The following is a 22,787-nucleotide window of genomic DNA, read 5'->3' as shown; positions in this document are numbered from 1 at the left end:
CTGGACTCAGCGGAAGGCCGCGATGGTGGCCTTGGTGTTGACCAGCACGCGCTGGTTGTCGGCACTGCTGGCGATGCCCATCGGCACACCGTTGTAACTGATGTTCGGATTGGACCAGTAGTTCAGCCGCGGGCAGCCGGCCGAGCAGTCATAGGCCATGATCGTGCGCCAGCGCGATCCGCTCGCCGGCTCATAACGATAGCCGTGGCCATAGGCGTAGGGCGAGGTGCTGGGATCACTGGCGATGTCGTGCCGTGCACTCTGCAGGTGGCCGATTTCATGGGCGAACGAGTAGTAGCCGGTGGCGCAATCCCAGTACACCGCGGCAAACGCGGTCGATGCGGTGGAACCGATGCCCGAGGCCAACCCGCAATAGCTGGTGTTGTTAATCAGCAGTACGCCGACGTCGGCAGCGGTGTTGTTACGGCTGGTATGGATGCTGTCCATGTAGCCGTCGCTGGTGTTGCGGAAGCGGGTCAGGTCGGTGGTGAAGTTGCCCGACTCGGTGTAGCTGGTGGTCTCGTAGCCGGCCAGCTGCAGGGTGATGCCAACGTTGCTGTTGACGTAGCCCTGGTTGGATTCGGCTACCGCCAGTTGCACCAGCGACTGCATGTTGCCGCCATAGGCCGCCACGGCAGCGTTGGTCGCCACTACCAGCACGCGGATGGTCGCCGGCGTACCGGACGAGGCCTGTGCGATGCCGATGCGATCGTTGTTGCCCATCGGAATCTTCGGCAGCTGGTTGTAGTCGGCCGGATGGTCGGCCGGCATCCGCGACTCGTCCACTTCCACCAGCACATGGCGATTGCCCAGCGGACGCAGGCGATACAGCTTGCCATCCTTGCGGATCGAACCGGTGACGGTGTTGCCCGAACGTACCAGGATCACTGAATTACCAGGATCATCCTGGCCGTTCGAAGTGGCAGCGGTCAGCCGATCGGACGGCGAACGGAACTGGCCATACCAGATGCTGCCGCCATCGGGCAGCGACTCGACCTTGCTGCGCACCGCCTGTACGCGCTGGCCTAGCAGCTCGAACTCCAGCTGTGGCTGCGCGGTGGCCGCCGCATCCACACGTACTTCCTGCACCGTCGCCGTGGACGGCGTCGCCAGCAGTTTCCCCAGGGCGGGTTCACTGCCTGCCGCTGCACGGCTGAGTACCGTCACCGGCTCGAACAACGGTGCGGCATGCGCAGCCGCCGCCACCGACAACCCCAACACCAGGCCACCTGCCGCTTTGCCAATCGATCTGGACAACATTGCGTCGCTCCTTGAATGATGTGAACAGCGTTGATGCAGCACGCCCGGGTTTGCCGGGTCTGGCCATCTGGCCTGCGCGGGTCGTGTGAATTCAATAGAAGATGGGAATGAAAATCAGGAACTGTGATCGACCGCATCTGCGTTCAGTCAGGTCAAAAGCGTCACTACACTTCGCCAACACACCGCTTTCGCGCTACCGTGACGCAGCCACGACGGGGAATGCACATGGCACCACCGCAGGACACGGACGAAGATGTCGGCTTGCTGCGGATCGGCCTGTTCTTCGATGGCACCCGCAACAACGCACACAATCTGGAACGCGGTCGCCCGCAGCTGCCACAGCCACGCCCGGCCCAGCTGCGCGCCGACGACGATTCGACCTACCAGAGCCGGCTGACCAGCAGCTACGACAACGGCCTGACCAACATCGCCCGTCTGCAGCAGCTGTACCCGGATAGCCGCCGCGATACGCTGGCGACTGCATCGCTGTCGATCTATGTGGAAGGCGTCGGCACCCGCGACGATGCAGACGACGACCTGATCGGCCTGGCCTTCGGTATCGGCGCCAGCGGCGTGCGGGCGAAAGTGCAACGCGCGCTGCAGGTGCTGCTGCCGGTCGCGCTGACCGAGCTGTCCACACGCTGGCGGCAACCGCTGCGGCGCGTGCAGCTGGACCTGTTCGGCTATTCGCGCGGTGCCGCCGCTGCACGCGATATCGCCAACCAGTTGCAGGCCTGGGACAACGCACGCTGGCGACAACTGCTGCAGTCATCCGGCCTGGCCTGTGCTGGTGATTTCACTGCGGCAACACCGGCACTGCGCTTCATCGGCCTGTTCGACACCGTGGTTGCGGTCAATGGCGGCCGCGCCGATGAGCAGCCACGGCTGGCACTGCGTACCGGTATCGCCGGCCAGGTGCTGCAGCTGACTGCACGCGACGAACACCGCCAGCACTATCCACTCACCAGCGTGGCGCCTCCCTTCACTGAAATCGCACTGCCGGGCGTGCACGCCAACATCGGCGGTGGCTACAACCAGATCGAAGAAGGCCCCAAGCTGCTCAGTCGTCCACGTCGGCAGCAGCTGCGTCGCACGGCCGTTGCCGATTACCAGATTCCGCCCCTGACGGTGCTGCAGGCGACCACGGCCTATGCCGAAGCGCAGGCCGATGCCGAGCGCTGGCGGCAACAGCTGGGCGCGGACCAGAAGGAAGTGTGGGTCGATGTCTGGCACCAGTGGCAACAGCAGCGTCGTGCAGGCAGCCGCAGCGTCCTGCTGTCACCGGTGCTGTACGTGACTGCTGCGGTGGTGCTGCGCCGGCGCATCGACTGGCGGTACCAGCTGATTGCCCTGCAGGTGATGCAGCAGCACGCACGCGATGCCGGCGTGCAGTGGCGTGCCGATGCAGCCGATGTTCCAGGCTGGGCGCTCCCCTCCGCGCTGCTGCCGATCGCACGGCGACTGGTGGCCGGACAGGCGCTGACCCCGACCCAGGAGGCACTGCTGCGACGGCGCTACCTGATGCAGTCGGCGCACTGGAACTTCGATGCACTGGGCGATACCGCACTGACCTATGCCGCCGATGCCGGGGTGAGCGAACTGCCCTACCGGCCAGGGCCCGGCCTGTTCTACATCAACCGGCCGACCGTGGATGGCAGACGCGTGGTGCTGCCAAACGGGTGAAGCAAAAAAGGGACGGAGGGGATTAAGTCGTTTGAGGCACAAACGACTTAATCCCCTCCGTCCCTTTTCAGCCGGCCTGCTCGACCAGGTTGGCCAGTTCGTCAGCATCGAAGCCGGCCAGCAGGCGCGCTTCCAGATTGAAGGGGCCATACAGATAGCCGCCAGCGTATTCGACCAGCAGCTCCTTGAAGCGTGCGCGCGGCTCGATACCGGCACGGTCGCAATGCCAGCGGAACCAGCGCGAACCCGCAGCGACGTGCGCCACTTCCTCACGCAGGATCACCTCCAGCACGTCGGCGGTTTCAGCGTCACCGACATTGCGCAGTTTCTCGATCATGCCCGGAGTCACGTCCAGGCCACGTGCTTCCAGTACCCGCGGCACCAATGCCATGCGTGCCAGACCGTCATGCGCAGTCTTTTCGCACATTTCCCACAGGCCGTTGTGCGCGGGGAAATCGGCGTAATCATGGCCGTGTGCCTGCAGGCGTTCGCGCAGCAGCATGAAGTGCCGCGATTCGTCGTCGGCACAACTCACCCAATCGGCATGGAACGCCGACGGCAGGCCACGGAAGCGATACACCGCATCCCAGGCCAGGTCGATCGCGTTGAGTTCGATATGGGCGATGGCGTGGATGAAGGCGGCACGCCCTTCCACCCCGCCCAGTCCGCGCCGCGGCACTTCGCGCGGATGCACCAGCACCAGCTTCGCCGGCCGGCCCGGCATGCGGATCGGCTCCGGCGACGGCGCATCGGCCGCCACCTTCAGGCGGCCGGCACGGAACGCGGCCGCATAAGCCTGGGTCAGCGCGACCTTGCGCAGCGGGTCGGCTTCCGCCAGGCACTGCTGCGCGGCGCGCAGCAGATCGCCTCCGACGTCGGGCACGTCAACCACGCCTGGACCTCAGGCGCGGCGCTTGTGCTTGGCGTCATCCGAACGCAGTTGCTGGATGCGCTCGAAGTAGCCCGGCTCGATGCCGGTCGGGTAATGGCCATTGAAGCAGGACGAATCGAAGTTGCGCAGCGCCGGATTGCCCTCGCTCACCGCCGCTTCCATGTCTTCCAGGTCCTGGTAGATCAGCCAGTCACAGCCGAGGTGGGCTTCGATCTCTTCCACGGTGCGGTTGTGCGCGACCAGCTCTTCGGCCGCTGGCATGTCGATGCCGTAGATGTTCGGGTAACGCACCGGCGGCGCGGCGCTGGCCAGGTAGACCTTGCGCGCGCCCGCATCGCGGGCCATCTGCACGATCTGCTGGCTGGTGGTGCCACGCACGATCGAGTCGTCCACCAGCAGCACCACGCGGTTGCGGAACTCCAGGTGGATCGGGTTGAGCTTCCGGCGCACCGACTTCACCCGTTCGCCCTGGCCCGGCATGATGAAGGTGCGGCCGATGTAGCGGTTCTTGATGAAGCCTTCGCGGTACTTCACCCCGAGCACGTTGGAGATCTCCAGCGCGGCATCGCGCGAGGTATCCGGAATCGGGATGATGGTGTCGATGTCGTGGTCCGGGCGCAGGCGCAGGATCTTCTCGCCCAGCTTGATGCCCATGCGCATGCGCGCCTTGTGCACCGAGACGTTGTCGATCATCGAATCCGGGCGCGCGAAGTACACGTATTCGAAGATGCACGGGGTGTGCTCGGCCGGCTCGGCGCAGATCTCCGAGAACAGCTCGCCACGCGCGGTGATCACCAGCGCTTCGCCCGGCTGCACGTCGCGCACGCGCTGGAAGCCCAGCACGTCCAGCGCGGCCGATTCGGAAGCCACGATGTACTCATCGCCTTCGGCGTGGCTGCGCTTGCCCAGCACCAGCGGACGGATGCCATGCGGGTCGCGGAAGGCGACCAGGCCCAGGCCCAGCACCACGCTGACCACCGCATAGCCGCCCTTGCAGCGACGGTGCACGCCGGCCACCGCGCGGATCGCGGCTTCCGGGCTGAGCTGGCGCTGCTGCTCCAGTTCGTAGGCGAACACGTTCAGCAGCACTTCGCTGTCCGAATCGGTGTTGACGTTGCGGCGGTCCTGCTCGAACACCTGCTGGCGCAGCGCCTCGGTGTTGATCAGGTTGCCGTTGTGGGCCAGCGCGATGCCGTACGGCGAATTGACATAGAACGGCTGTGCCTCGTCCATGCCTTCCGAGCCCGCGGTCGGGTAACGCACATGGGCGATGCCGACGCTGCCTTCCAGGGTGGACATGGTGCGTGCATCGAACACATCGCGGACCAGGCCCGTGGCCTTCTGCACCCGCAGGCGGCTGCCATTGACGGTGGCGATGCCCGCCGCATCCTGGCCGCGATGCTGGAGAACGGTCAAGCCGTCATACAACTGCCCGGCGACGTTCTGGTTGCCGACGATTCCGACGATGCCACACATGGTGCGAGGTCTCCGCTGGGCTGTGCCCAGTTACAAGGAAGGTGGCCGTACCTGGCCGCGGTGGTCGCCGCGCGCGCGGTCGACATTGGCCGGATCGCCCGGCTCGATACTGTCCGGCAGTGCTGGGGCGTCCGGACGCACTTCGGCCGGATCGTAGGAATCGCCCTGTTCCGCTTTCGCAGGCCGCAGCCATCCGCTGCCTGCCACTACCTGGTTGAGGATGCCATTATCGCCTGCCGCGCCCGGCTTTCCCAACCCGGCGCCTGCGTTCTTGCCCAACTCCATCAATGCAGATGGGGACAGCGCGTCGGTCGGCAAGGCCTTGGGCAGCAGATCGGCCCCGGGAACCTGCCAGTGCGGCAGCTTGCTGTTCATCCAGGCCACGGTGGGGTTCAGCAGTGGGCGCACCGCCGAACGCTGCCAGGACGGCTCGGCGGTCAGCGGGGTGAAACTGCCCAGCAGCAGCAGGATCGCGGCGATCAGGCCGCCACGGACAACGCCCAGCACCCCGCCCAGCAGGCGGTCCAGGCTGGTCAGCATGCTGCGATGGACCAGGGCCTTGATGACCATGCCGATCACCGCGACCACGATCATCACGCCGATGCCGACCCCCAGGTAGCCACCGACGAAGTGCTCGCCACCCGGTGCAGCCGGTGCGGCCCACCAGTGGGCCGCGTCATTGCCGAAGGCGAAGGCGGCCCACGCGGCCAGCAGCCACGACAGGGTGCCGATGACGATGCCGACGAAGCCGCGCAGCATCCCAAGCAGGGCCGAGGCGGCGATCACGATCAGCAGCACCACGTCGATCATGGCGCCCCGCTCCTTCGGCGGCGCTGGCAACGGGGCTGCGCGTGGGTCATGGGTGCGGTCGCACCATGCCGGCCACGCCGACCTTGGCGGCGACCTGCGCCTTCAGCTGTTCGGCGTCGGCGCGGTTGGCCACCGGTCCGACGCGGACACGATGCAGGGTGCCCTTGTCGGTACGCACCTGCTCGACGAAGGCGCTGAAGCCTGCGGCGCGGACCTTGTCGCGCAGGGCATTGGCATCGTTGGCCTGACCGAACGCGCCCAGCTGTACGGCAAAGCCGACGCCGCTGGCGGCAGGTGCTGCCGGTGTGGTCGGCGCCGTCGCCGGCTTGCTGGCCGCGGTTTCCGGCTTGGGCTCAGGCTTGGCTTCCGGCTTCGGTGCCGGCTTCGGCGGTTCCGGCTTGGCCACCGGGGTGGTGGTGGCGGTCGGCGTGCTCGGCGGCAGGCTTTCGCTGCGCACCGGATTGCCAGTGGCCGACGGCGCGGTGGCCGCCGCCGGGGTGCTCGCACTCGCCGGCGCAGGCGCCGGGGTGGCGGCAACTGCGGCGTTGCTGCCCGTCGCCGCATCCAGGGCAATGACCTCAGCCTTCACATCGGCACGGATCTTCACCGCCTGCAGCCGGGCCGCCTCGGCCTGGGCGCGGTCAGCATACGGCCCGACCCGCACGCGCCATGCCTGGCGGCCGTTGATGGTGGCGCTCTCAGCGAAGCCCGGCAGCTGCGAACGCTTCAGGTAGGCGATCACCGCCTCGGCGTCGGCCTTGCTGCCGTACGCGCCGAAGGTGACCGCGTAGTTGCCGGCGGCCACCGCAGGCGAGGTGTCCACGGTCGGCGGCGTGGCCGGCGCGGCAGCATCCGGCACCGGCTTGGCCTGGCCGGTCTGCAGGCCGGTGGCACCGCCCGCCGGCGCAACCAGCGGCAGTTCGCGGGTTTCGAACTGGCCATCGGCTGGCGCATCCGGCGCGGCGATCGGCACATTGGCCACGCCACTGTCCGGGGCCGGCCCCTTGACCAGCATCGGCAGGAAAATCACGGCCAGCGCTACCAGCACGATGGCACCAATCAGACGCTGTTTCAGAGGCGTATCCACGTGAGGCAGGCAACTGTCCGGGGGTTGCGGTCGATTATACGGGTGCCGGACCGGACGGCGTCGGCGTTGGCTGAACGTGGATCAGGCCGGGTCCCGCAGCCACTGCAGGGCCGCGGCGGCGGTATGGAACGAGCCGAACACCAGCACCCGGTCGCCACGCCGGGCCTGGGCCAGCACCTGCACCAGGGCCTGTTCGACGCTGTCGGACAGCTGTGCGGTGGCGGCAGCGGTATCGGCCAGACGTGCCTGCAGCTGCGCCGCGCTCTGCCCGCGCGGGCCATCCAGGCTTGCCAGGGTCCACTCGCCCACTACGTCCTGCAGCGCCTGCACCACGCCCGCCGCGTCCTTGTCCTGCAGCGCGGCGTACACCGCCAGGGTACGGCCAGGTACCGCCTCGGCCTTCAGCGCACGCGCCAGCTGGCCGGCCGCCTGCGGGTTGTGGCCGACGTCGACGCGGATCTGCACGCCATCGCGCTCGAACGCCTGCAGGCGGCCGGCGATGCGGGCGGCGGCCACGCCTTCGGCCCACGCCGCGCGCGGCACCGGCTTGTCCAGCGCACGCAGTGCAGCGATCGCGGCACCAGCATTGGCCAGCTGGATCGGCCCGGCCAGCGCCGGGGTCGGCAGCTCCAGGCGGGTACCGACATCGCGCCAGCGCCAGCGCTGGGCATCGATCGGTTCGTAGAAGTAGTCGCTGCCGCCGCGGATCGCGTTGGCACCCACCAGGTAGGCACGCGCCAGCACGCTTGATGGCGGATCGGTCTCGCCCAGGATCACCGGCTTCCAGCCGCGGATGATGCCGGCCTTCTCGGTACCGATGGCTTCGCGGTCATCGCCCAGCCACTCGGCATGGTCGATGTCCACGGTGGTGATCACCGATACATCGGCGTCGACGATGTTGACCGCATCCAGGCGGCCGCCCAGGCCCACTTCCAGCACCGCCAGGTCCAGCCCGGCGTCGGCGAACAGCTGCAAAGCAGCGAGCGTGCCGTACTCGAAATAAGTCAGCGTGGTGTCGCCGCGTGCCGCTTCGACGGCATTGAACGCAGCAACCAGCGCCGCATCGTCGACATCCTGGCCATCGATGCGCACGCGCTCGTTGTAGCGCAGCAGGTGCGGCGACGTGTACGCGCCGACCTTCCAGCCGGCAGCACGCGCGATGGCCTCGATGAAGGCCACGGTGGAGCCTTTGCCGTTGGTGCCACCGACCACGATGGTGCGCCCGGCCGGTGCACCCAGGCCCATCGCGGTGGCGACGGTGCGCACGCGCTCCAGTCCCATGTCGATAGTCGCCGGGTGCTGGCGTTCAATGTAATCCAGCCAATCGGCCAGGGTGGTCGGGGTGTTCGTCACGGCAGCGGTTCCAGCAGAAACAGGTGGTTCGATGGGATGGATCAGAGAGCGCGGTGCTTGGCTTCGCCGAAGAACGGCGTGTGGTGGGCGCAGTCGTTCAGGCGCACCACTTCCAGGCTGTCCAGGTCGGCGCCTTCGAGCAGGTTGAGCGTGGTCGGCGCCTGGCGGAAGGTCCACAGGCGGGAGATCGGCAGGCCCAGCACCTTGCACAGGATCACGCGGTTGACCGCATCGTGCGCAACCACCAGCAGCGTGTCGTGCTCGCCGAGGCCTTCGGTGGCACGGGCCAGGCCACGCCAGCTGCGTTCCAGCACCAGGCGCAGCGATTCGCCACCGGGCATCAGCACGGTATCGGGCTCCTCGCGCCAGGCCTGCAGGCGCGACGGATCCTTTTCGTTGATCTCGCTGGCGAGCAGGCCTTCCCACTCACCGTGGGCGATTTCCTGCAGCTCCGGCTCGGTCAGCAGCATGTCGGCACGCACGGCGCCAAGCGCCAGCTGTGCGGTGCGCTGGGCGCGCGACAGCGGCGAGGCGACGGCACGAGTGATGTCCACCGAGGCCAGGCGGGCACCCAGTGCCTGGGCCTGGGCTTCACCGATCGGCGAAAGCGGAATATCGATCTGGCCCTGGTAGCGGCCTTCGGCGTTCCACGGCGTTTCGCCGTGGCGGGCAAGCAGGATGCGCATGCGTGCAAGGGGTCCTGGGGGAGGAGGTTTCCGCGTTTCGTTCACATCCCGTGAAGTACGCGGAACAGGGATGATACCTGTTCGGCGCACCGGGCCGGGCCGGGCATGAAAAAACCCCGCGACGTGGGTCGCGGGGTTTCGGAAACTCCGGTTGTCTGGTCGAGGTTGCCGGCCAGCGGCCGGCACTACCGCAACCGGTTTATTTCGCCAGGTTCAGTTCCTTCAGCAGCTGCGGCGCCGGCGCCACTTCCTGCATGATCCACTGCATGTAGCGGCTGTCGACGGCGATCATGCGGGTCATCACCGGGTCGAACACCCAGTTGGAGCTGACCGATTCCCAGTTGCCGTCGAAGGCCAGGCCCACCAGCTTACCGTTGGCGTCCAGCACCGGCGAACCGGAGTTGCCACCGGTGATGTCCAGGTTGGACAGGAAGTTCACCGGCACCGAACCAAGGCGCTTGTCTTCCAGGCCGCCGTAACGCTTGGCCTTGACCGCATCGAGCAGCGCCTTCGGCGAATCGAACGGATCTTCACCGGTTTCCTTCGCCGCCACGCCTTCCAGGGTGGTGAACGGGGTGTACTTCACGCCGTCCTTGCCATAGCCCATGACGTTGCCGAAGGTGATGCGCAGCGACAGGTTGGCATCCGGATAGACGAACTCGCCCTGGCTCTTCTTGTAGTCGGCCACGGCCTGCAGGTACAGCGGGCGAGCGGTCAGCGATTCGCCTTCGCGGATCTTCTTCTGCTCTTCCTGCTTCAGCAGTGCCGGCATGACCGCAACGGCGTACTGGATGGCCGGATCGTTGCTGGCTTCGAACGCAGCGCGGTCGGCCTTGAACCACTTCAGGCGGGTGTCCAGGCTGCCCAGCTCGGTGCCGCCCAGCTTGTTCACCAGCGACTTCACCGCAGCGGCATCGCTGCCGGCCAGCCACTTGTTCAGCACTTCGTTGTCACGCTGCGCGGCCGGCAGGGCCACGTACTGGTCCAGCCAGTAGGTCTGCAGCTGCTGGTCCATCTTTGCCACGTAGCGACGGTCCATCTGCTTCAGGCCACCTTCGATGGTGGTCAGGTCGCGTTCCTGGTAACCGGCTTCGCGCTCGGCATCCGGCTTGCTGCGCTCGATCGACAGGCGGTACAGGGTGATCGCCGCGCCAACGGCCGAGGTGTTGTTGAACTGGCCGACGAACAGGTCGCGTTCGCGGGTCGACTTGCTGGTATCCAGATGCTTGAGCAGCTGCGCGTGGGCGGCCAGGGCCGGCTTGCCGGCAGCGCCCTGCTTCTTCAGCCAGGCCAGCACGGCGGCTTCTTCAGCCTGCTTCTGGCCTGCGGCGTCGATGCGCTTGAAGCCTTCCAGCTGGCCCAGATAGTTCTTGGCCACGTTGTTCATGCTGGCGGCGGTCGCTGCGTACTTCACCTTGACGTCGGCGTCGGCCTTGCCAGCGTCAGCGATCATCTTCAGCACTGCGTTGTAGTGCTTGGCGATGGTCGGGTAGGTGAAGCTGGCGGTTTCGTTGAACTCACCGGCCAGTGCATAGCGGTTGGTGCGGCCCGGGTAGCCGGCCACCATCACGAAGTCGTCAGCGCCCAGCGGCTGGTCGGCGAACTTCAGGAAGTGCTTGGGCTGGTACGGCACGTTGTCGGCGGCGAAGGCGGCCGGCTTGCCATCCTTGCCCACGTAGGCGCGGTAGAACGAGAAGTCGCCGGTGTGGCGCGGCCACATCCAGTTGTCGACGTCGCCACCGAACTTGCCGACGCTGCCCGGGGGGGCGTAGACCAGGCGCACGTCCTTGATTTCCATGTTGCGGAACAGGCGATAGGTGTTGCCGCCGGAGAAGCTGTACAGGCGGCAGCGGAAGCCGGCATCGGCTTCACAGGCGGCGACCTGGGCCTTGTCGAACGCGTCCAGCGCGCGGCTGCGGGCCAGCGGATCGTTGCCGGCGCCAGCAATGGCGGCCTTGGCCTGGGCGGTGACGTCGGTGATCTGGTCGAGCACGAACACGCGGGCGTTCGGGCCGGCACTCAGTTCGTCCTTCAGGGTCGGCGCATTGAAGCCGTCCTTGATCAGGTTCTTCTGCGCGGTCGAATTCAGCTGGATGGCGCCGTAGGCGCAGTGGTGGTTGGTGACCACCAGGCCCTGCGGCGAGACGAAGCTGGCGGTGCAGCCGCCGAGGGCGACGACCGCGCCCATCGGGTCGCCGGTCAGGTTGGCCAGCTGTTCCGGGGACAGCTTCAGGCCGGCCTTCTGCAGCGGGCCGGCGATTTCCGGCAGCTGCTGCGGCACCCACATGCCTTCAGCGGCATGGGCGACCTGGGCCAGCCCGAGGCTGGCGACGATGGAGAATGCAAGCAGGTTCGAGCGCATGGAGCGGCCCCTGGTAGTGGAACCTTCGATTGTAGCCCGCCACCCTGCCCCGACCCGAACCCCGGAAGTCATGGGCCAGGCGCACCGATGCCCTCCGCCGGGCATGGCCCGGCGCTACCGCTTGCGCGCACCCTCCCCGGTAGCGCCGGGCCATGCCCGGCGAGCGCAGCGGCGTTGTTCGAAACGCCCGTCGGCGCACGCCTTTCGTTCCGCCACTGCACCCGCAGCGCAACATGGGAATTCCGCGCGGGCCTCTATAATCCGCGTTTTCCCCCTGATGAGTTCCACCCCGATGGCGCAGCAAACGATGAAGGCCCTGGTCAAGCGCGAAGCAGCCAAGGGCATCTGGATGGAAGAGGTTCCGGTGCCGACCCCGGGCCCCAACCAGGTGTTGATCAAGCTGGAAAAGACCGCGATCTGCGGCACCGACCTGCACATCTACCTGTGGGACGAATGGAGCCAGCGCACGATCAAGCCGGGCCTGACCATCGGCCATGAGTTCGTCGGCCGCATCGCAGAGATCGGCCCGGGCGTGACCGGCTACGAGATCGGCCAGCGCGTCTCGGCCGAAGGCCACATCGTCTGCGGCCATTGCCGCAACTGCCGTGGCGGTCGCCCGCACCTGTGCCCGAACACCGTCGGCATCGGCGTCAACGTCAACGGTGCGTTCGCCGAATACATGGTGATGCCGGCCAGCAACCTGTGGCCGATCCCGGACCAGATTCCGTCCGAGCTGGCCGCGTTCTTCGATCCGTACGGCAACGCCGCGCACTGCGCGCTGGAGTTCAACGTGATCGGTGAGGACGTGCTGATCACCGGCGCCGGCCCGATCGGCATCATCGCCGCCGGCATCTGCAAGCACATCGGTGCGCGCAACGTGGTGGTCACCGACGTCAACGACTTCCGCCTGAAGCTGGCCGCCGACATGGGTGCCACCCGCGTGGTCAACGTCGCCAACACCTCGCTGAAGGACGTGATGAAGGAACTGCACATGGAGGGCTTCGACGTGGGCCTGGAAATGAGCGGCAACCCGCGCGCGTTCAACGACATGCTCGACTGCATGTACCACGGCGGCAAGATCGCCATGCTCGGCATCATGCCCAAGGGCGCCGGCTGCGACTGGGACAAGATCATCTTCAAGGGCCTGACCGTGCAGGGCATCTACGGCCGCAAGATGTACGAGACCTGGTACAAGATGACCCAGCTGGTGCTGTCCGGCTTCCCGCTCGGCAAGGTGATGACCCACCAGCTGCCGATCGACGACTTCCAGAAGGGCTTCGACCTGATGGAAGAAGGCAAGGCCGGCAAGGTGGTGCTCAGCTGGAATTGACCCTTCGGGTCAATTCCCCCGCAGGTTTCCTTATCCCCGCGCCGTCGGCGCGCCCCCTTGAACAACAAGGGGGCTCTCCCCCAGCCGGGGTGAGGCATGCTGCTGGAATTGAAAAAGGCGCCCATTGGGCGCCTTTTTCGTGGACATCAGCGAAGGCGCATCAGTTACCGATCGCGACGCTCAGCATCACCCGGCTGTGGGCCAGCTTGCCGGAGTTGTCGCGGCCGTTGCCGTCGGTGCCGTAGTAGCCCAGGCCGACCTTGGCCATCCCGAACTGGCGCTCAACGCCGACATTCCAGTCGGTGTAATCCTTGGCGATGCCGTCTTCAAACGTGCTGCGGCCGACGTTGGCATTCAACGTGAACTCCTTCGGCAGGCCCCAGCTGCCGCCCAGGCCGAAGTACCAGCCATCGGTGCTGCTGTTCCATACATCGTTGGTGTAGGCCACCGTCAGCTTGTAGGTGTCATCCAGCGTGGTGGTGGTGATCAGCTCGTTGTAGTTCTGGCGGCTGGACTTCAGGTAGGTGTAGCGATTCAGCAGCACGTCGAAGTTGACGCGCTCGGTGACGTCCACGCCGTAGCCGATCAGGTAGTCGACTTCGGTCTTGGGATCGCCGGCACCGAAGTCCACGCCCGAGCCCCAGACGCCGGCATACAGGCCAACCGGGCTGGTGTAGGTGAAGCCAGCCTGCAGGGTCGGATCCTCATCGGTCTGCGACACACCGCGGAACAGGTAATCGGAAACAGCGGTGACGTTCCAGCTGTACGGCGATTCGTTTTCCTGGGCGCTGGCGGCGAACGGGGTGGCCAGGGTCAGGGCAGCGGCAATGGCGAGGCAGGCACGGGCGTGCTTCATGAGCGTCTCCGGTGGGGTCGGTGGCGTGGAAGGCGGGAGCGGGCGTAGCGGCCGGAGCGGGACAGCTCCGGTTCACGAATTCTTAACCAGTTTGCTATTGCGATGCAACATGTGCCGGCCGTGGCGATGCCCCAACCAAGCCGGTTGGTGAGCGGCGATGCCCGGTAGAATCAGTGGTTTCCCCGTTCAGAACCGTGCCCACGCCATGACCGACGCCTCCTCCGCCCTGACCCGCCACTATGCCGAGGAACTGGACGCCATCCGCGCCCAGGGCCTGTTCAAGTCCGAGCGGATCATCACCAGCCCGCAGTCGGCCGAGATCACCCTCGATGACGGCCGCACGGTGCTGAACTTCTGCGCCAACAACTACCTGGGCCTGGCCGACCATCCGGACCTGATCCAGGCGGCCAAGGACGCACTGGACAGCCATGGCTTCGGCATGGCCTCGGTGCGCTTCATCTGCGGCACCCAGGACCTGCACAAGCAGCTGGAAGCCCAGATCGCCAGCTTCTTCGGCAAGCAGGACACCATCCTGTACGCGGCCTGCTTCGACGCCAACGGCGGCCTGTTCGAGCCGCTGCTCGGCGAGAACGACGCGATCATTTCCGACGCGCTGAACCATGCCTCGATCATCGACGGCGTGCGCCTGTGCAAGGCCAAGCGCTTCCGCTATGCCAACTGCGACATGGCCGACCTGGAAGCGCAGCTGCAGGCCGCCGATGCCGCCGGCTGCAAGACCAAGCTGATCACCACCGACGGCGTGTTCTCGATGGACGGCTTCATCGCCCCGCTGGACGAGATCACCGCGCTGGCGAAGAAGTACAACGCGCTGGTGCACATCGACGAGTGCCATGCCACCGGCTTCCTTGGCGCCACCGGCCGCGGTTCGGCCGAGGTGAAGGGCGTGCTGGAAAAGATCGACATCATCACCGGCACCCTGGGCAAGGCGATGGGCGGTGCGCTGGGCGGCTTCACCTGCGCCAGCGCCGAAGTGATCGAACTGCTGCGCCAGCGCTCGCGCCCCTACCTGTTCTCCAACTCGCTGCCGCCGCACGTGGTTGCTGCCGGCATCAAGGCCTTCGAGATGCTGGCTGCCGCTGACGACCTGCGCAGCACCCTTGCCGAGAACACCACCTACTTCCGCGAGAAGATGACCGCCGCCGGTTTCGACGTGAAGCCGGGTGTGCACCCGATCAGCCCGGTGATGCTGTACGACGCACCGCTGGCGCAGAAGTTCGCCGAGCGCCTGCTTGAGGAAGGCATCTATGCGATCGGCTTCTTCTTCCCGGTGGTGCCCAAGGGCCAGGCCCGCATCCGCACCCAGATCAGCGCCGCGCATACGCGTGCGCACCTGGACCGCGCCATCGATGCATTCACCCGCATCGGTGTCGAGCTGGGCGTGATCAAGGGTTGAACAACGGTAGCGCCGGGCCATGCCCGGCGGCTTCCTGATATCCGCGCTGCGCGCTCGCCGGGCATGGCCCGGCGCTACCGAAATGACGCGCTCTGCGCGTCATTTCTTTTTCTTCTTGCCCTTCGGTTCGTCCTTGCTGGCCACCACCACCGGCTTGGCAGCAGAGTCCTGGCCGTTGCCCTTGGCAACGCGGATGCCGTTGGCCTTCATCCAGGCATCGAATTCGTCGGCGGTCATCTTCTTGTCGCCGTTGCTCATCAGGAAGCGGTAGCTGCCGCGACCATCCAGTTCCGGGGTCTTCACTTCCACCACCGGGGTCTCGGCCGGCCTTTCCGCCTTGGCCACTTTCTTGTGGCCGCCACAGGCCGTGAGCAGCACCATCGGCAGCAGCAGGCCTGCGCAGCGCAGGGTTTTGTTGAGGGTCGGGTGGTACATGGCAGGCTCCGTTCGGGAAATTCAACAACCAGGCGCCCCCTACGCCTGGAACGGTGGCCGGCAGTTGCCGGCCGCAGGCGATGATCAGCCTGTTGCAGCGGCCCCCAGCCGCTGCTGGTCGCTGACCTCAAGCACCCGCCACTGGCCCTTGCCGAGATCGCCGAGCGTGAGCTCGCCGATCGCAACCCGGACCAGGCGCAGCACCTGCAGGTCGAAGGCCGCCAACAGGCGACGGATATGGCGGTTGCGACCCTCGTCGAGGACCACCTCCAGCCACGCGGTCTTGTCGCCGCTGCGCAGCACGCGCACGGCCAGGGCGACCAGGAATTCGCCCTCGTCTTCGACACCGGCGCGCAGCGCGGCCAGGGTGTCCTCGTCGGGCAGGCGGTCCACCTGCACGTGATAGGTCTTCTGCGGCCCGGTCTCCGGATCGGTCAGATGCGCGGCCCACTGCGGATCATTGCTGAACAACAGCAGGCCTTCACTGGCCTTGTCCAGGCGCCCGACCGGTGCGATCCACGGCAGGCCGGCACCATCGAAACAACGGTAAACCGTGTCACGTCCACGCTCGTCCTGAGCAGTAGTGACCACCCCGCGCGGTTTGTTGAGCATCAGGTACAGGCGCTGCGGCGCAGCCATCGGCTGGCCGTCGACCTCGATCGGCGGTGCCGGGCTGGCAATTGGAAATTCAGGATCACGGACGATGCGACCAGAGACGCGTACGCGCCCTTCGGCGATCCAGCGCGCGGCCTCGCTGCGCGAGCACACGCCGGCCTTGGACAGCACGCGCGCCAGGCCATGGCGCACACCACTGGAGGCGTTCGGGTTCGCACGCCCACGCGGGGCGTGGGAGCGGGCGGCGGGGGCGGCAGGTGGGCGGCGCGTGCGCAAGCCTCTGCTCCCCGCGTCGCTTACTTCTTGTCGACCGGCTTGGTCTCAGCCGGTGCTTCGGCTGGGGCCGGAGTGGCGGCCGGAGCCGGACGCGCCTTGACCACGCGCACGCCACGCGCCTTCATCCAGGCGTCGAACTCCTCGGCGGTCATGCGCTTGCCGTTCTGGCTCATGTCGAAGCGCCAGGGCGTGTTGTCGAATTCGGTCTGCGGCTTGTAGGCCGCCGGATCGTTCGGCTTCACCGCCGGTGCACTGGGAATGGCCTTGGCGATGTTCTGGCAGCCATCGATGCGCAGTCGCTGCAGCACCTGGTCCAACGACTGCGACGGGTCGTAATTGCCGCTCAGCACGCCGGCCGGCATGCCCAGCTGGTTGCCGCGGATGTACAGCTCGTCAGCCACCGGTGCAATGGTCGTGGCCGGCAACGGCAGCGGCGAGGCGCTGGTATTGACCGAGCAATCGACCGCAGCGTGGGCGGCGGGAACCAGGGCCAGGGCCAGGACGGCGGCCGATGCAGAGCGCAGCATGAAGGGCATCCAGGAAAGGAAGTAACGCGGCGAGTTTAGCAATGCCGCGACAGCTTTCAAGCGCCACTTTCAATGAATACGGCAACTCATTGGTTTTATAAGAAAATTACCGACGAACGGTCGACCACTGACGGGCGATTCCGGGGGTTCTGGACATTCCGGGCCGCAGAAACAACAAGACCCGGCCGAAGCCGGGTCCTGCTGTGTCCTACTGGCAGAGCGTCAGAACTTAGTTCTGGACGTTCAGCTCGGTACGACGGTTCTTGGCGCGACCTTCCGGGTTGTCCGAACCATCCGGGTTGGTGTTCGGAGCAATCGGACGGCTCTCACCGTAGCCGATCGGGCCGACCAGACGACCGGCGTCAACGCCGTTCTTGGTCAGGTAGTTGTACACGGCGGTAGCGCGACGCTCCGACAGCTTCTGGTTGTAAGCGTCGGTACCCTTCGAGTCGGTGTGACCGGCAACTTCAACGCGCAGATCCGGGTAACGCTTCAGGATCTCGGTGGCTTCGCTCAGGATCGCCACGGCGTCCGGACGCAGGTTCGACTTGTCGAAGTCGAAGTTGACGCCCTTCAGGTCGATGGAGACCGGCACCGGGCAACCGTCCGGACCGATGGTCTGACCCGGCTGCGAGTTCGGGCACTTGTCGTCGCAGTTGTTGACGCCGTCACCGTCGTCATCCAGGTCGGCGCAGCTCGGGGCAACCGGAGCCGGAGCCGGAGCAGCCGCGACCGGAGCCGGGCCCAGCGGGATCACGACGCCGACCGAAGCCAGCACGTCGCCGAACCAGCTTTCGTCCTTGGCAGCGACGCTCTGGTCGTCGAAGTCAGCGCGGTAGGCCACTTCGGCGCGCACAGCAACGCGCTTCTCGAAGGTGGTCTGCAGGCCGACGCCGAGCTTGGCGGCAACGTTGCCGTCCTTGCGGTCAGCCAGGCCACCGCCGATCGGGTTGTACTCTTCTTCCGACTTCTGGTAGCCCAGGCCACCGACGATGTACGGGTTCCAGCCGCGGCCTTCCTTGATGAAGTGGCGACGCAGATCCAGCGAGACGCCGTACTGCGACCAGTTCTTGTCCTTGTTCGAATCGAAGTTCGGGTTCTGATAGTTCAGCTCACCGTCCAGCGACCAGTTCGGGCTGATGAACTTGCCCAGACCCAGGGTCACGAACGGAGCGTCATTGGTCAGACGGTCGCTGTCCTGGAAGTTGAAGCCGGCCGAACCGGTCAGGTACCAGCGGTCATCGAACTCCTGCGCGGAAGCAGCCTGGGCAAAAGCCAGACCACCCAGCAGCGCGGCAGTAAGGATCTTCTTGTTCATTGAGTACAGCTCCTATTTCGGGGGTATGAAACCGGTAGAGGCATGGGCCAGCACTACTGCGTCGAAGCTCGACAGCCGATTCAGCACGCCACCGCCGCGAACATTATGCTCAGGCGGGTGAAGGTCATGTTAACAGTCCCGTAACATGTGAAGTGTTGTGCCCGACCCTCCACCGGTCCGACGTTGAAACCCTATACAGGATGATGAAAATCCGCAAGACCCTCGCGCTGCAAGGGTTTGACGGGGTTTAAGTGCGAAAAGCGACATTCTTCGCCACACATTGCATCACGCGATTCAGCGCGTTCGCGGAAAGGTGAGGAACCTTATGATGCAGACACGAACCCAGCCGGAGCCGAGATGAAAGCCGTCGCCCTGAGTCGTGAATCCGCCCCTGCCCTGCACGATATCCATCTGCCTCCACCGCTGCCTCCGGGCGGCCGCGACCTGCTGATCCGGGTCGAGGCGATCTCGGTCAACCCCGTCGACAGCAAACAGCGCGCCGCCACCGATCCGGCCACGCTCGACGCCCCCCGCGTACTCGGCTGGGACGCCGCTGGCGTGGTCGAGGCGATCGGCGACGAGGCCAGCCTGTTCGCCTCTGGTGATGAGGTCTACTACGCCGGCGATGTCACCCGCCCAGGCTGCAACGCGCAGTATCAGCTGGTGGACGAGCGCCTGGTGGCACGCAAACCGACCACCCTCGACTTCGCCGAGGCCGCTGCGTTGCCATTGACCACCCTTACTGCGTGGGAACTGCTGTTCGAGCGGATGCCCCTGCGGCTGGATGACCGTCGCCAGTCCGGCCAGCACCTGCTGGTGATCGGCGGCGCAGGGGGCGTCGGCTCGATGGCGATCCAGCTGGCCCGTCACGCCGGCTTCGAGGTAATCGCCACCGCATCCCGCGAGGCCTCGATCGACTGGTGCAGGCGCATGGGCGCCCAGCACGTGATCGACCACCGGCATCCGCTGCTGCCACAACTGCAATCGCTGGGCATCGATGCGGTGCAGGTCGCACTCAACCTGGCCGACACCGACCACTACTGGGACGAATTGGGTCTGCTGCTGGCGCCGCAGGGACATGTCGGCCTGATCGTCGAACCACGTGGCCCGCTGCGCATCGGCGATCCCTACAAGGCCAAGTGCATCGGCATCCACTGGGAATTCATGTTCGCGCGCTCGCGTTTCGCCACGGCCGACCGCATCGAGCAGCACCGTATCCTCAGTCGTGCGGCCAGCATGATCGATGCCGGCCAGTTGCGCGGCACCCTGAGCGAAACGCTGGGCACGATCAATGCGGCGAATCTGGACATCGCGCATCAGCGTCTGGCCAGCGGACGCACGCTTGGCAAGCTGGCGCTGGCCGGCTGGGGCGAGTGAGCGGTCGGGTAGAAACGCGTCCACACTCGGCTGGGCTCGAATGCTGATGTAGAGCCGAGCCCATGCTCGGCTGGCGGGTGCCAGGCAAAAGCAGCCGAGCGCAGGCTCGGCTCTACAGAACAGCCCCACATGCAGGCTCGACGCTACCTGTGGCGGCGGATTGACCTGCATCTGTATCTATGGAAGTTGCTGATCCGGGATTACGGTGGAAACAGACTCTCCTCCCCCGAGCCTCCCATGCCCACCGCCCTGCCCCTGCGCCTGCTGCAACTGATCGTCGGCCTGTTCCTCTATGGCTTCGGTGCCTCGCTGATGATCCGTGCCGCCATCGGCGTGGCGCCGTGGGATGTGCTGTCGCAGGGCATCGCCGCGCAGACGCCGCTGTCCTTCGGCCTGGCCACCAACGTGATCGGCGCACTGGTGCTGCTGCTGTGGTGGCCATTGCGACAGAAGCCAGGCGCGGGAACCGTGCTCAACGTGATGCTGATCGGCCCGTCCGCGCAGTTCGGCCTGTGGCTGCTGCCGCCAGCAGTCGGCCTCGGCTGGCAGCTGGCGATGTTCTGCGCCGGCATGCTGCTGGTCGCGCTGGCCACCGGCCTGTACATCGGCGCCAGGCTCGGCCCGGGCCCGCGCGATGGCCTGATGACCGGACTGCACGCCCGTACGGGCTGGCCGATCTGGAAGGTGCGCAGCCTGATCGAAGGCAGCGTGCTGCTGCTGGGCTGGTGGCTGGGCGGTGATGTCGGCCTGGGCACGCTGGCCTTCGCCCTGCTGATCGGCCCGCTGTGCGGCGTGACGCTGGGCTGGTTCGGGATTGGTCGTCCCGCGGTGGGTAGCGCCCGGCCACGCCCGGCGAGCGCGCAGCGCGGCCAGGGGTAGCCGATTCGCCAGCCCTTGCCCCGGCCGCCATTTCGCGGCACGCTTCGCGCTTCCGTACGCAAGCGTATCGACCATGTCGCCAGCCAACGAAAGCGCCTATCCCCACCTGTTCGCCCCGCTGGACCTGGGCTTCACCCAGCTGCGCAACCGCGTATTGATGGGCTCGATGCACACCGGCCTGGAAGATCGCGCCCGCGACTTCCCGCGCCTGGCCGCCTACTTCGCCGAGCGCGCCGAGGGCGGTGTCGGCCTGATCGTGACCGGTGGCTTCGCCCCGAACGTGGTCGGCTGGCTGAAGCCGTTCGGCGGCAAGCTGTCCTGGCCATGGGAGGTGCGCCCGCATCGACAGCTGACCGCCGCCGCGCACCAGCACGGCGCGAAGATCTGCCTGCAGCTGCTGCATGCCGGCCGCTATGCCTACCACCCGCTGTCGGTGGCGCCGTCGAAGCTGAAGGCGCCGATCAACCCGTTCACCCCGCGCGCGCTGTCGGCCGGTGGCGTCGAACGTCATATCGCCGACTACGCACGCAGCGCGAAGCTGGCCCGCGAGGCCGGCTACGACGGCGTCGAAGTGATGGGCTCGGAGGGTTACCTCATCAACGAGTTCATCGCACCACGCACCAACAAGCGCGCTGACCAATGGGGCGGCGACGCCCGCCAGCGCATGCGCTTCGCAGTGGAGATCGTGCGCCGCATCCGCGAGGCCTGCGGTCCGGACTTCATCATCATCTACCGCCTGTCGCTGGTCGACCTGGTGGAAGACGGCAGCAACTGGGAGGAGATCGTGCAGCAGGCGCAGGCCATCGAGGCTGCCGGCGCGACCATCATCAACTCGGGCATCGGCTGGCATGAAGCGCGCATTCCGACCATCGCCACCTCGGTACCGCGCGCGGCCTTTGCCGGGGTTACCTCCAAGCTCAAGCCGCACGTCAAGGTGCCGCTGGTGGCGACCAACCGCATCAACATGCCCGACGTGGCCGAGCGCATCCTGGCCGGCGGCGGCGCCGACATGGTGTCGCTGGCGCGGCCGCTGCTGGCCGACCCGCAATGGCCGAACAAGGCCCGCGCCGGCCGTGCCGAGGCGATCAACACCTGTATCGCCTGCAACCAGGCCTGCCTGGACCATGTGTTCGAGAACAAGCTGGCCAGCTGCCTGGTCAACCCGCGTGCCGCACACGAGACCGAGCTGGTCTACCACCCCACCGCCGCGCCGAAGAAGATCGCCGTGGTCGGCGCCGGCCCGGCCGGCCTGGCCTGCGCCACCGTCGCTGCCCAGCGTGGCCACCAGGTGACCCTGTTCGATGCCAACGACGAGATCGGCGGCCAGTTCAACGTGGCCAAGCGCATCCCGGGCAAGGAAGAATTCCACGAGACCCTGCGCTACTTCCGCCACACGCTGGCCGAGACCGGCGTGCAGCTGCGCCTCGGCACCCGCGCCGATGCCGCCAATCTGGCCGGCTTCGACGAGGTGGTGCTGGCCACGGGAATCACCCCGCGCAAGGTCGACTTCCCCGGTGCCGACCACGCCAAGGTGGTGAACTACCTGGACGTGCTGCTGGGCCGTGTCGAAGTCGGCGCCAATGCAGCGATCATCGGCGCCGGCGGCATCGGCTTCGACGTGGGCGAGTTCCTCAGCCATTCGGGCGAGTCGCCGTCGCTGGACCCGCAGCGCTGGATGGCCGAATGGGGCGTAGACGCCACCTTCGAGGCCCGCGGCTCGCTGGCGCGGCCGCAGGCCGAGGCGTCGCCGCGCCGGTTGTGGCTGCTGCAGCGCAGCCCAGGCAAGCCCGGCGCGCGGTTGGGCAAGACCACCGGCTGGATTCACCGAGCCACACTGAAGGCCAAGGGCGTACGCATGCTCGGCGGCGTCGAGTACCTGGGCGTGGACGACGAAGGCCTGCGCATCCGCGTTGAAGGCAGCGAACAGCTGCTGCCGGTCGATCACGTGGTGATCTGCGCCGGCCAGGAGCCGAACCGCACGCTGCAGGCCGAACTGCAGGCCGCCGGCATCAACGCGCAGTTGATCGGCGGCGCCGATGTGGCCGCCGAACTGGATGCGAAGCGGGCCATCGACCAGGGCAGCCGGATCGCCGCTGCGCTTTGATGAGCACCTGAATGGGGGGCGGAATGTGATTTCCGTCACCCCTGCCG

At 66.6% G+C, this 22,787-nt stretch carries 19 protein-coding genes; 6 read left to right on the top strand and 13 right to left on the bottom strand.

The annotated features are described in order from the left end of the window. Positions 1 to 6 precede the first annotated feature (6 nt). Positions 7 to 1,260: a zinc-dependent metalloprotease gene (locus SMAL_RS04155; RefSeq protein WP_012510180.1), complete on the bottom strand. Its 1,254-nt coding sequence runs from the start codon at positions 1,258 to 1,260 to the stop codon at positions 7 to 9. Positions 1,261 to 1,485: 225 nt separating this feature from the next. Here SMAL_RS04155 and SMAL_RS04150 point away from each other — a divergent pair, with 225 nt between their 5' ends. Continuing rightward, positions 1,486 to 2,943: a T6SS phospholipase effector Tle1-like catalytic domain-containing protein gene (locus tag SMAL_RS04150; protein WP_012510179.1), complete on the top strand. Its 1,458-nt coding sequence runs from the start codon at positions 1,486 to 1,488 to the stop codon at positions 2,941 to 2,943. A 67-nt stretch (positions 2,944 to 3,010) separates the two neighbouring features. On the opposite strand, the gene SMAL_RS04145 is transcribed toward SMAL_RS04150, so the two are convergent. From SMAL_RS04145 to SMAL_RS04115, 7 genes are all read right to left on the bottom strand, one after another. Further along, positions 3,011 to 3,835, bottom strand: a complete 825-nt coding sequence (locus SMAL_RS04145; RefSeq protein ID WP_012510178.1) for a ferritin-like domain-containing protein — start codon at positions 3,833 to 3,835, stop codon at positions 3,011 to 3,013. A 9-nt stretch (positions 3,836 to 3,844) separates the two neighbouring features. Then, a complete protein-coding gene (gene purF, locus SMAL_RS04140) occupies positions 3,845 to 5,311 on the bottom strand; it encodes an amidophosphoribosyltransferase (protein WP_012510177.1) in 1,467 nt (488 codons plus the stop codon). A 30-nt stretch (positions 5,312 to 5,341) separates the two neighbouring features. Further along, entirely contained in the window at positions 5,342 to 6,121 is a 780-nt protein-coding gene (locus SMAL_RS04135) for a CvpA family protein (RefSeq protein ID WP_004145964.1), read from the bottom strand. A gap of 46 nt (positions 6,122 to 6,167) precedes the next feature. Further along, on the bottom strand, positions 6,168 to 7,208 hold the full coding sequence (locus tag SMAL_RS04130; RefSeq protein ID WP_012510176.1) for an SPOR domain-containing protein: 1,041 nt from the start codon (positions 7,206 to 7,208) through the stop codon (positions 6,168 to 6,170). Between the two features lie 81 nt (positions 7,209 to 7,289). Next, entirely contained in the window at positions 7,290 to 8,561 is a 1,272-nt protein-coding gene (gene folC / locus SMAL_RS04125; RefSeq protein WP_012510175.1) for a bifunctional tetrahydrofolate synthase/dihydrofolate synthase, read from the bottom strand. A 41-nt stretch (positions 8,562 to 8,602) separates the two neighbouring features. Beyond that, positions 8,603 to 9,247 (bottom strand): histidine phosphatase family protein, encoded by a 645-nt coding sequence (locus tag SMAL_RS04120; RefSeq protein WP_004145887.1) that lies wholly within the window; start codon positions 9,245 to 9,247, stop codon positions 8,603 to 8,605. Between the two features lie 199 nt (positions 9,248 to 9,446). After that, positions 9,447 to 11,609 carry a S46 family peptidase gene (locus SMAL_RS04115; RefSeq protein ID WP_012510174.1) on the bottom strand — a complete coding sequence of 721 codons (2,163 nt, stop codon included), beginning with the start codon at positions 11,607 to 11,609 and terminating at the stop codon, positions 9,447 to 9,449. 307 nt (positions 11,610 to 11,916) lie between these two features. Between SMAL_RS04115 and tdh the strand changes: the two genes are divergently transcribed. Further along, positions 11,917 to 12,939: an L-threonine 3-dehydrogenase gene (gene tdh, locus SMAL_RS04110; protein WP_032952044.1), complete on the top strand. Its 1,023-nt coding sequence runs from the start codon at positions 11,917 to 11,919 to the stop codon at positions 12,937 to 12,939. Positions 12,940 to 13,099: 160 nt separating this feature from the next. Here the strand turns inward: tdh and SMAL_RS04105 are convergent, their stop codons facing one another. Further along, positions 13,100 to 13,795, bottom strand: a complete 696-nt coding sequence (locus SMAL_RS04105) for a TorF family putative porin (RefSeq protein ID WP_012510172.1) — start codon at positions 13,793 to 13,795, stop codon at positions 13,100 to 13,102. Positions 13,796 to 14,000: 205 nt separating this feature from the next. Between SMAL_RS04105 and kbl the strand changes: the two genes are divergently transcribed. Continuing rightward, complete coding sequence (gene kbl, locus SMAL_RS04100; RefSeq protein ID WP_012510171.1) at positions 14,001 to 15,209, top strand: glycine C-acetyltransferase; 1,209 nt, start codon at positions 14,001 to 14,003, stop codon at positions 15,207 to 15,209. 99 nt (positions 15,210 to 15,308) lie between these two features. Here kbl and SMAL_RS04095 read toward each other — a convergent pair whose 3' ends face one another. The 4 genes from SMAL_RS04095 to SMAL_RS04080 form a co-directional block, all read right to left on the bottom strand. Next, a complete protein-coding gene (locus SMAL_RS04095) occupies positions 15,309 to 15,644 on the bottom strand; it encodes a hypothetical protein (protein ID WP_012510170.1) in 336 nt (111 codons plus the stop codon). 84 nt (positions 15,645 to 15,728) lie between these two features. Continuing rightward, the gene (locus SMAL_RS04090; RefSeq protein WP_012510169.1) at positions 15,729 to 16,535 is read right to left on the bottom strand and encodes a pseudouridine synthase; all 807 of its coding nucleotides are present in this window, start codon (positions 16,533 to 16,535) and stop codon (positions 15,729 to 15,731) included. A 20-nt stretch (positions 16,536 to 16,555) separates the two neighbouring features. Next, on the bottom strand, positions 16,556 to 17,062 hold the full coding sequence (locus SMAL_RS04085) for a hypothetical protein (protein WP_012510168.1): 507 nt from the start codon (positions 17,060 to 17,062) through the stop codon (positions 16,556 to 16,558). A 229-nt stretch (positions 17,063 to 17,291) separates the two neighbouring features. Then, positions 17,292 to 18,380, bottom strand: coding sequence for an OmpA family protein (locus SMAL_RS04080; RefSeq protein ID WP_004145719.1), 1,089 nt, complete (start codon positions 18,378 to 18,380; stop codon positions 17,292 to 17,294). A gap of 357 nt (positions 18,381 to 18,737) precedes the next feature. Between SMAL_RS04080 and SMAL_RS04075 the strand changes: the two genes are divergently transcribed. The 3 genes from SMAL_RS04075 to SMAL_RS04065 all read left to right on the top strand — a co-directional run bounded on the left by SMAL_RS04075 (position 18,738) and on the right by SMAL_RS04065 (position 22,740). After that, positions 18,738 to 19,757, top strand: coding sequence for a zinc-binding alcohol dehydrogenase family protein (locus tag SMAL_RS04075; protein WP_004145718.1), 1,020 nt, complete (start codon positions 18,738 to 18,740; stop codon positions 19,755 to 19,757). Positions 19,758 to 19,994: 237 nt separating this feature from the next. Beyond that, entirely contained in the window at positions 19,995 to 20,636 is a 642-nt protein-coding gene (yczE, locus tag SMAL_RS04070) for a membrane protein YczE (RefSeq protein WP_012510167.1), read from the top strand. Positions 20,637 to 20,709: 73 nt separating this feature from the next. After that, the gene (locus SMAL_RS04065) at positions 20,710 to 22,740 is read left to right on the top strand and encodes an NADPH-dependent 2,4-dienoyl-CoA reductase (protein WP_012510166.1); all 2,031 of its coding nucleotides are present in this window, start codon (positions 20,710 to 20,712) and stop codon (positions 22,738 to 22,740) included. Positions 22,741 to 22,787: the final 47 nt, after the last annotated feature.

This window comes from Stenotrophomonas maltophilia R551-3 (assembly GCF_000020665.1).
Classification (GTDB): Bacteria; Pseudomonadota; Gammaproteobacteria; order Xanthomonadales; family Xanthomonadaceae; genus Stenotrophomonas; species Stenotrophomonas maltophilia_L.
The sequence above is the reverse complement of the archived record's forward strand: the minus strand, read 5'-3'. Positions and strand labels throughout refer to the sequence as shown.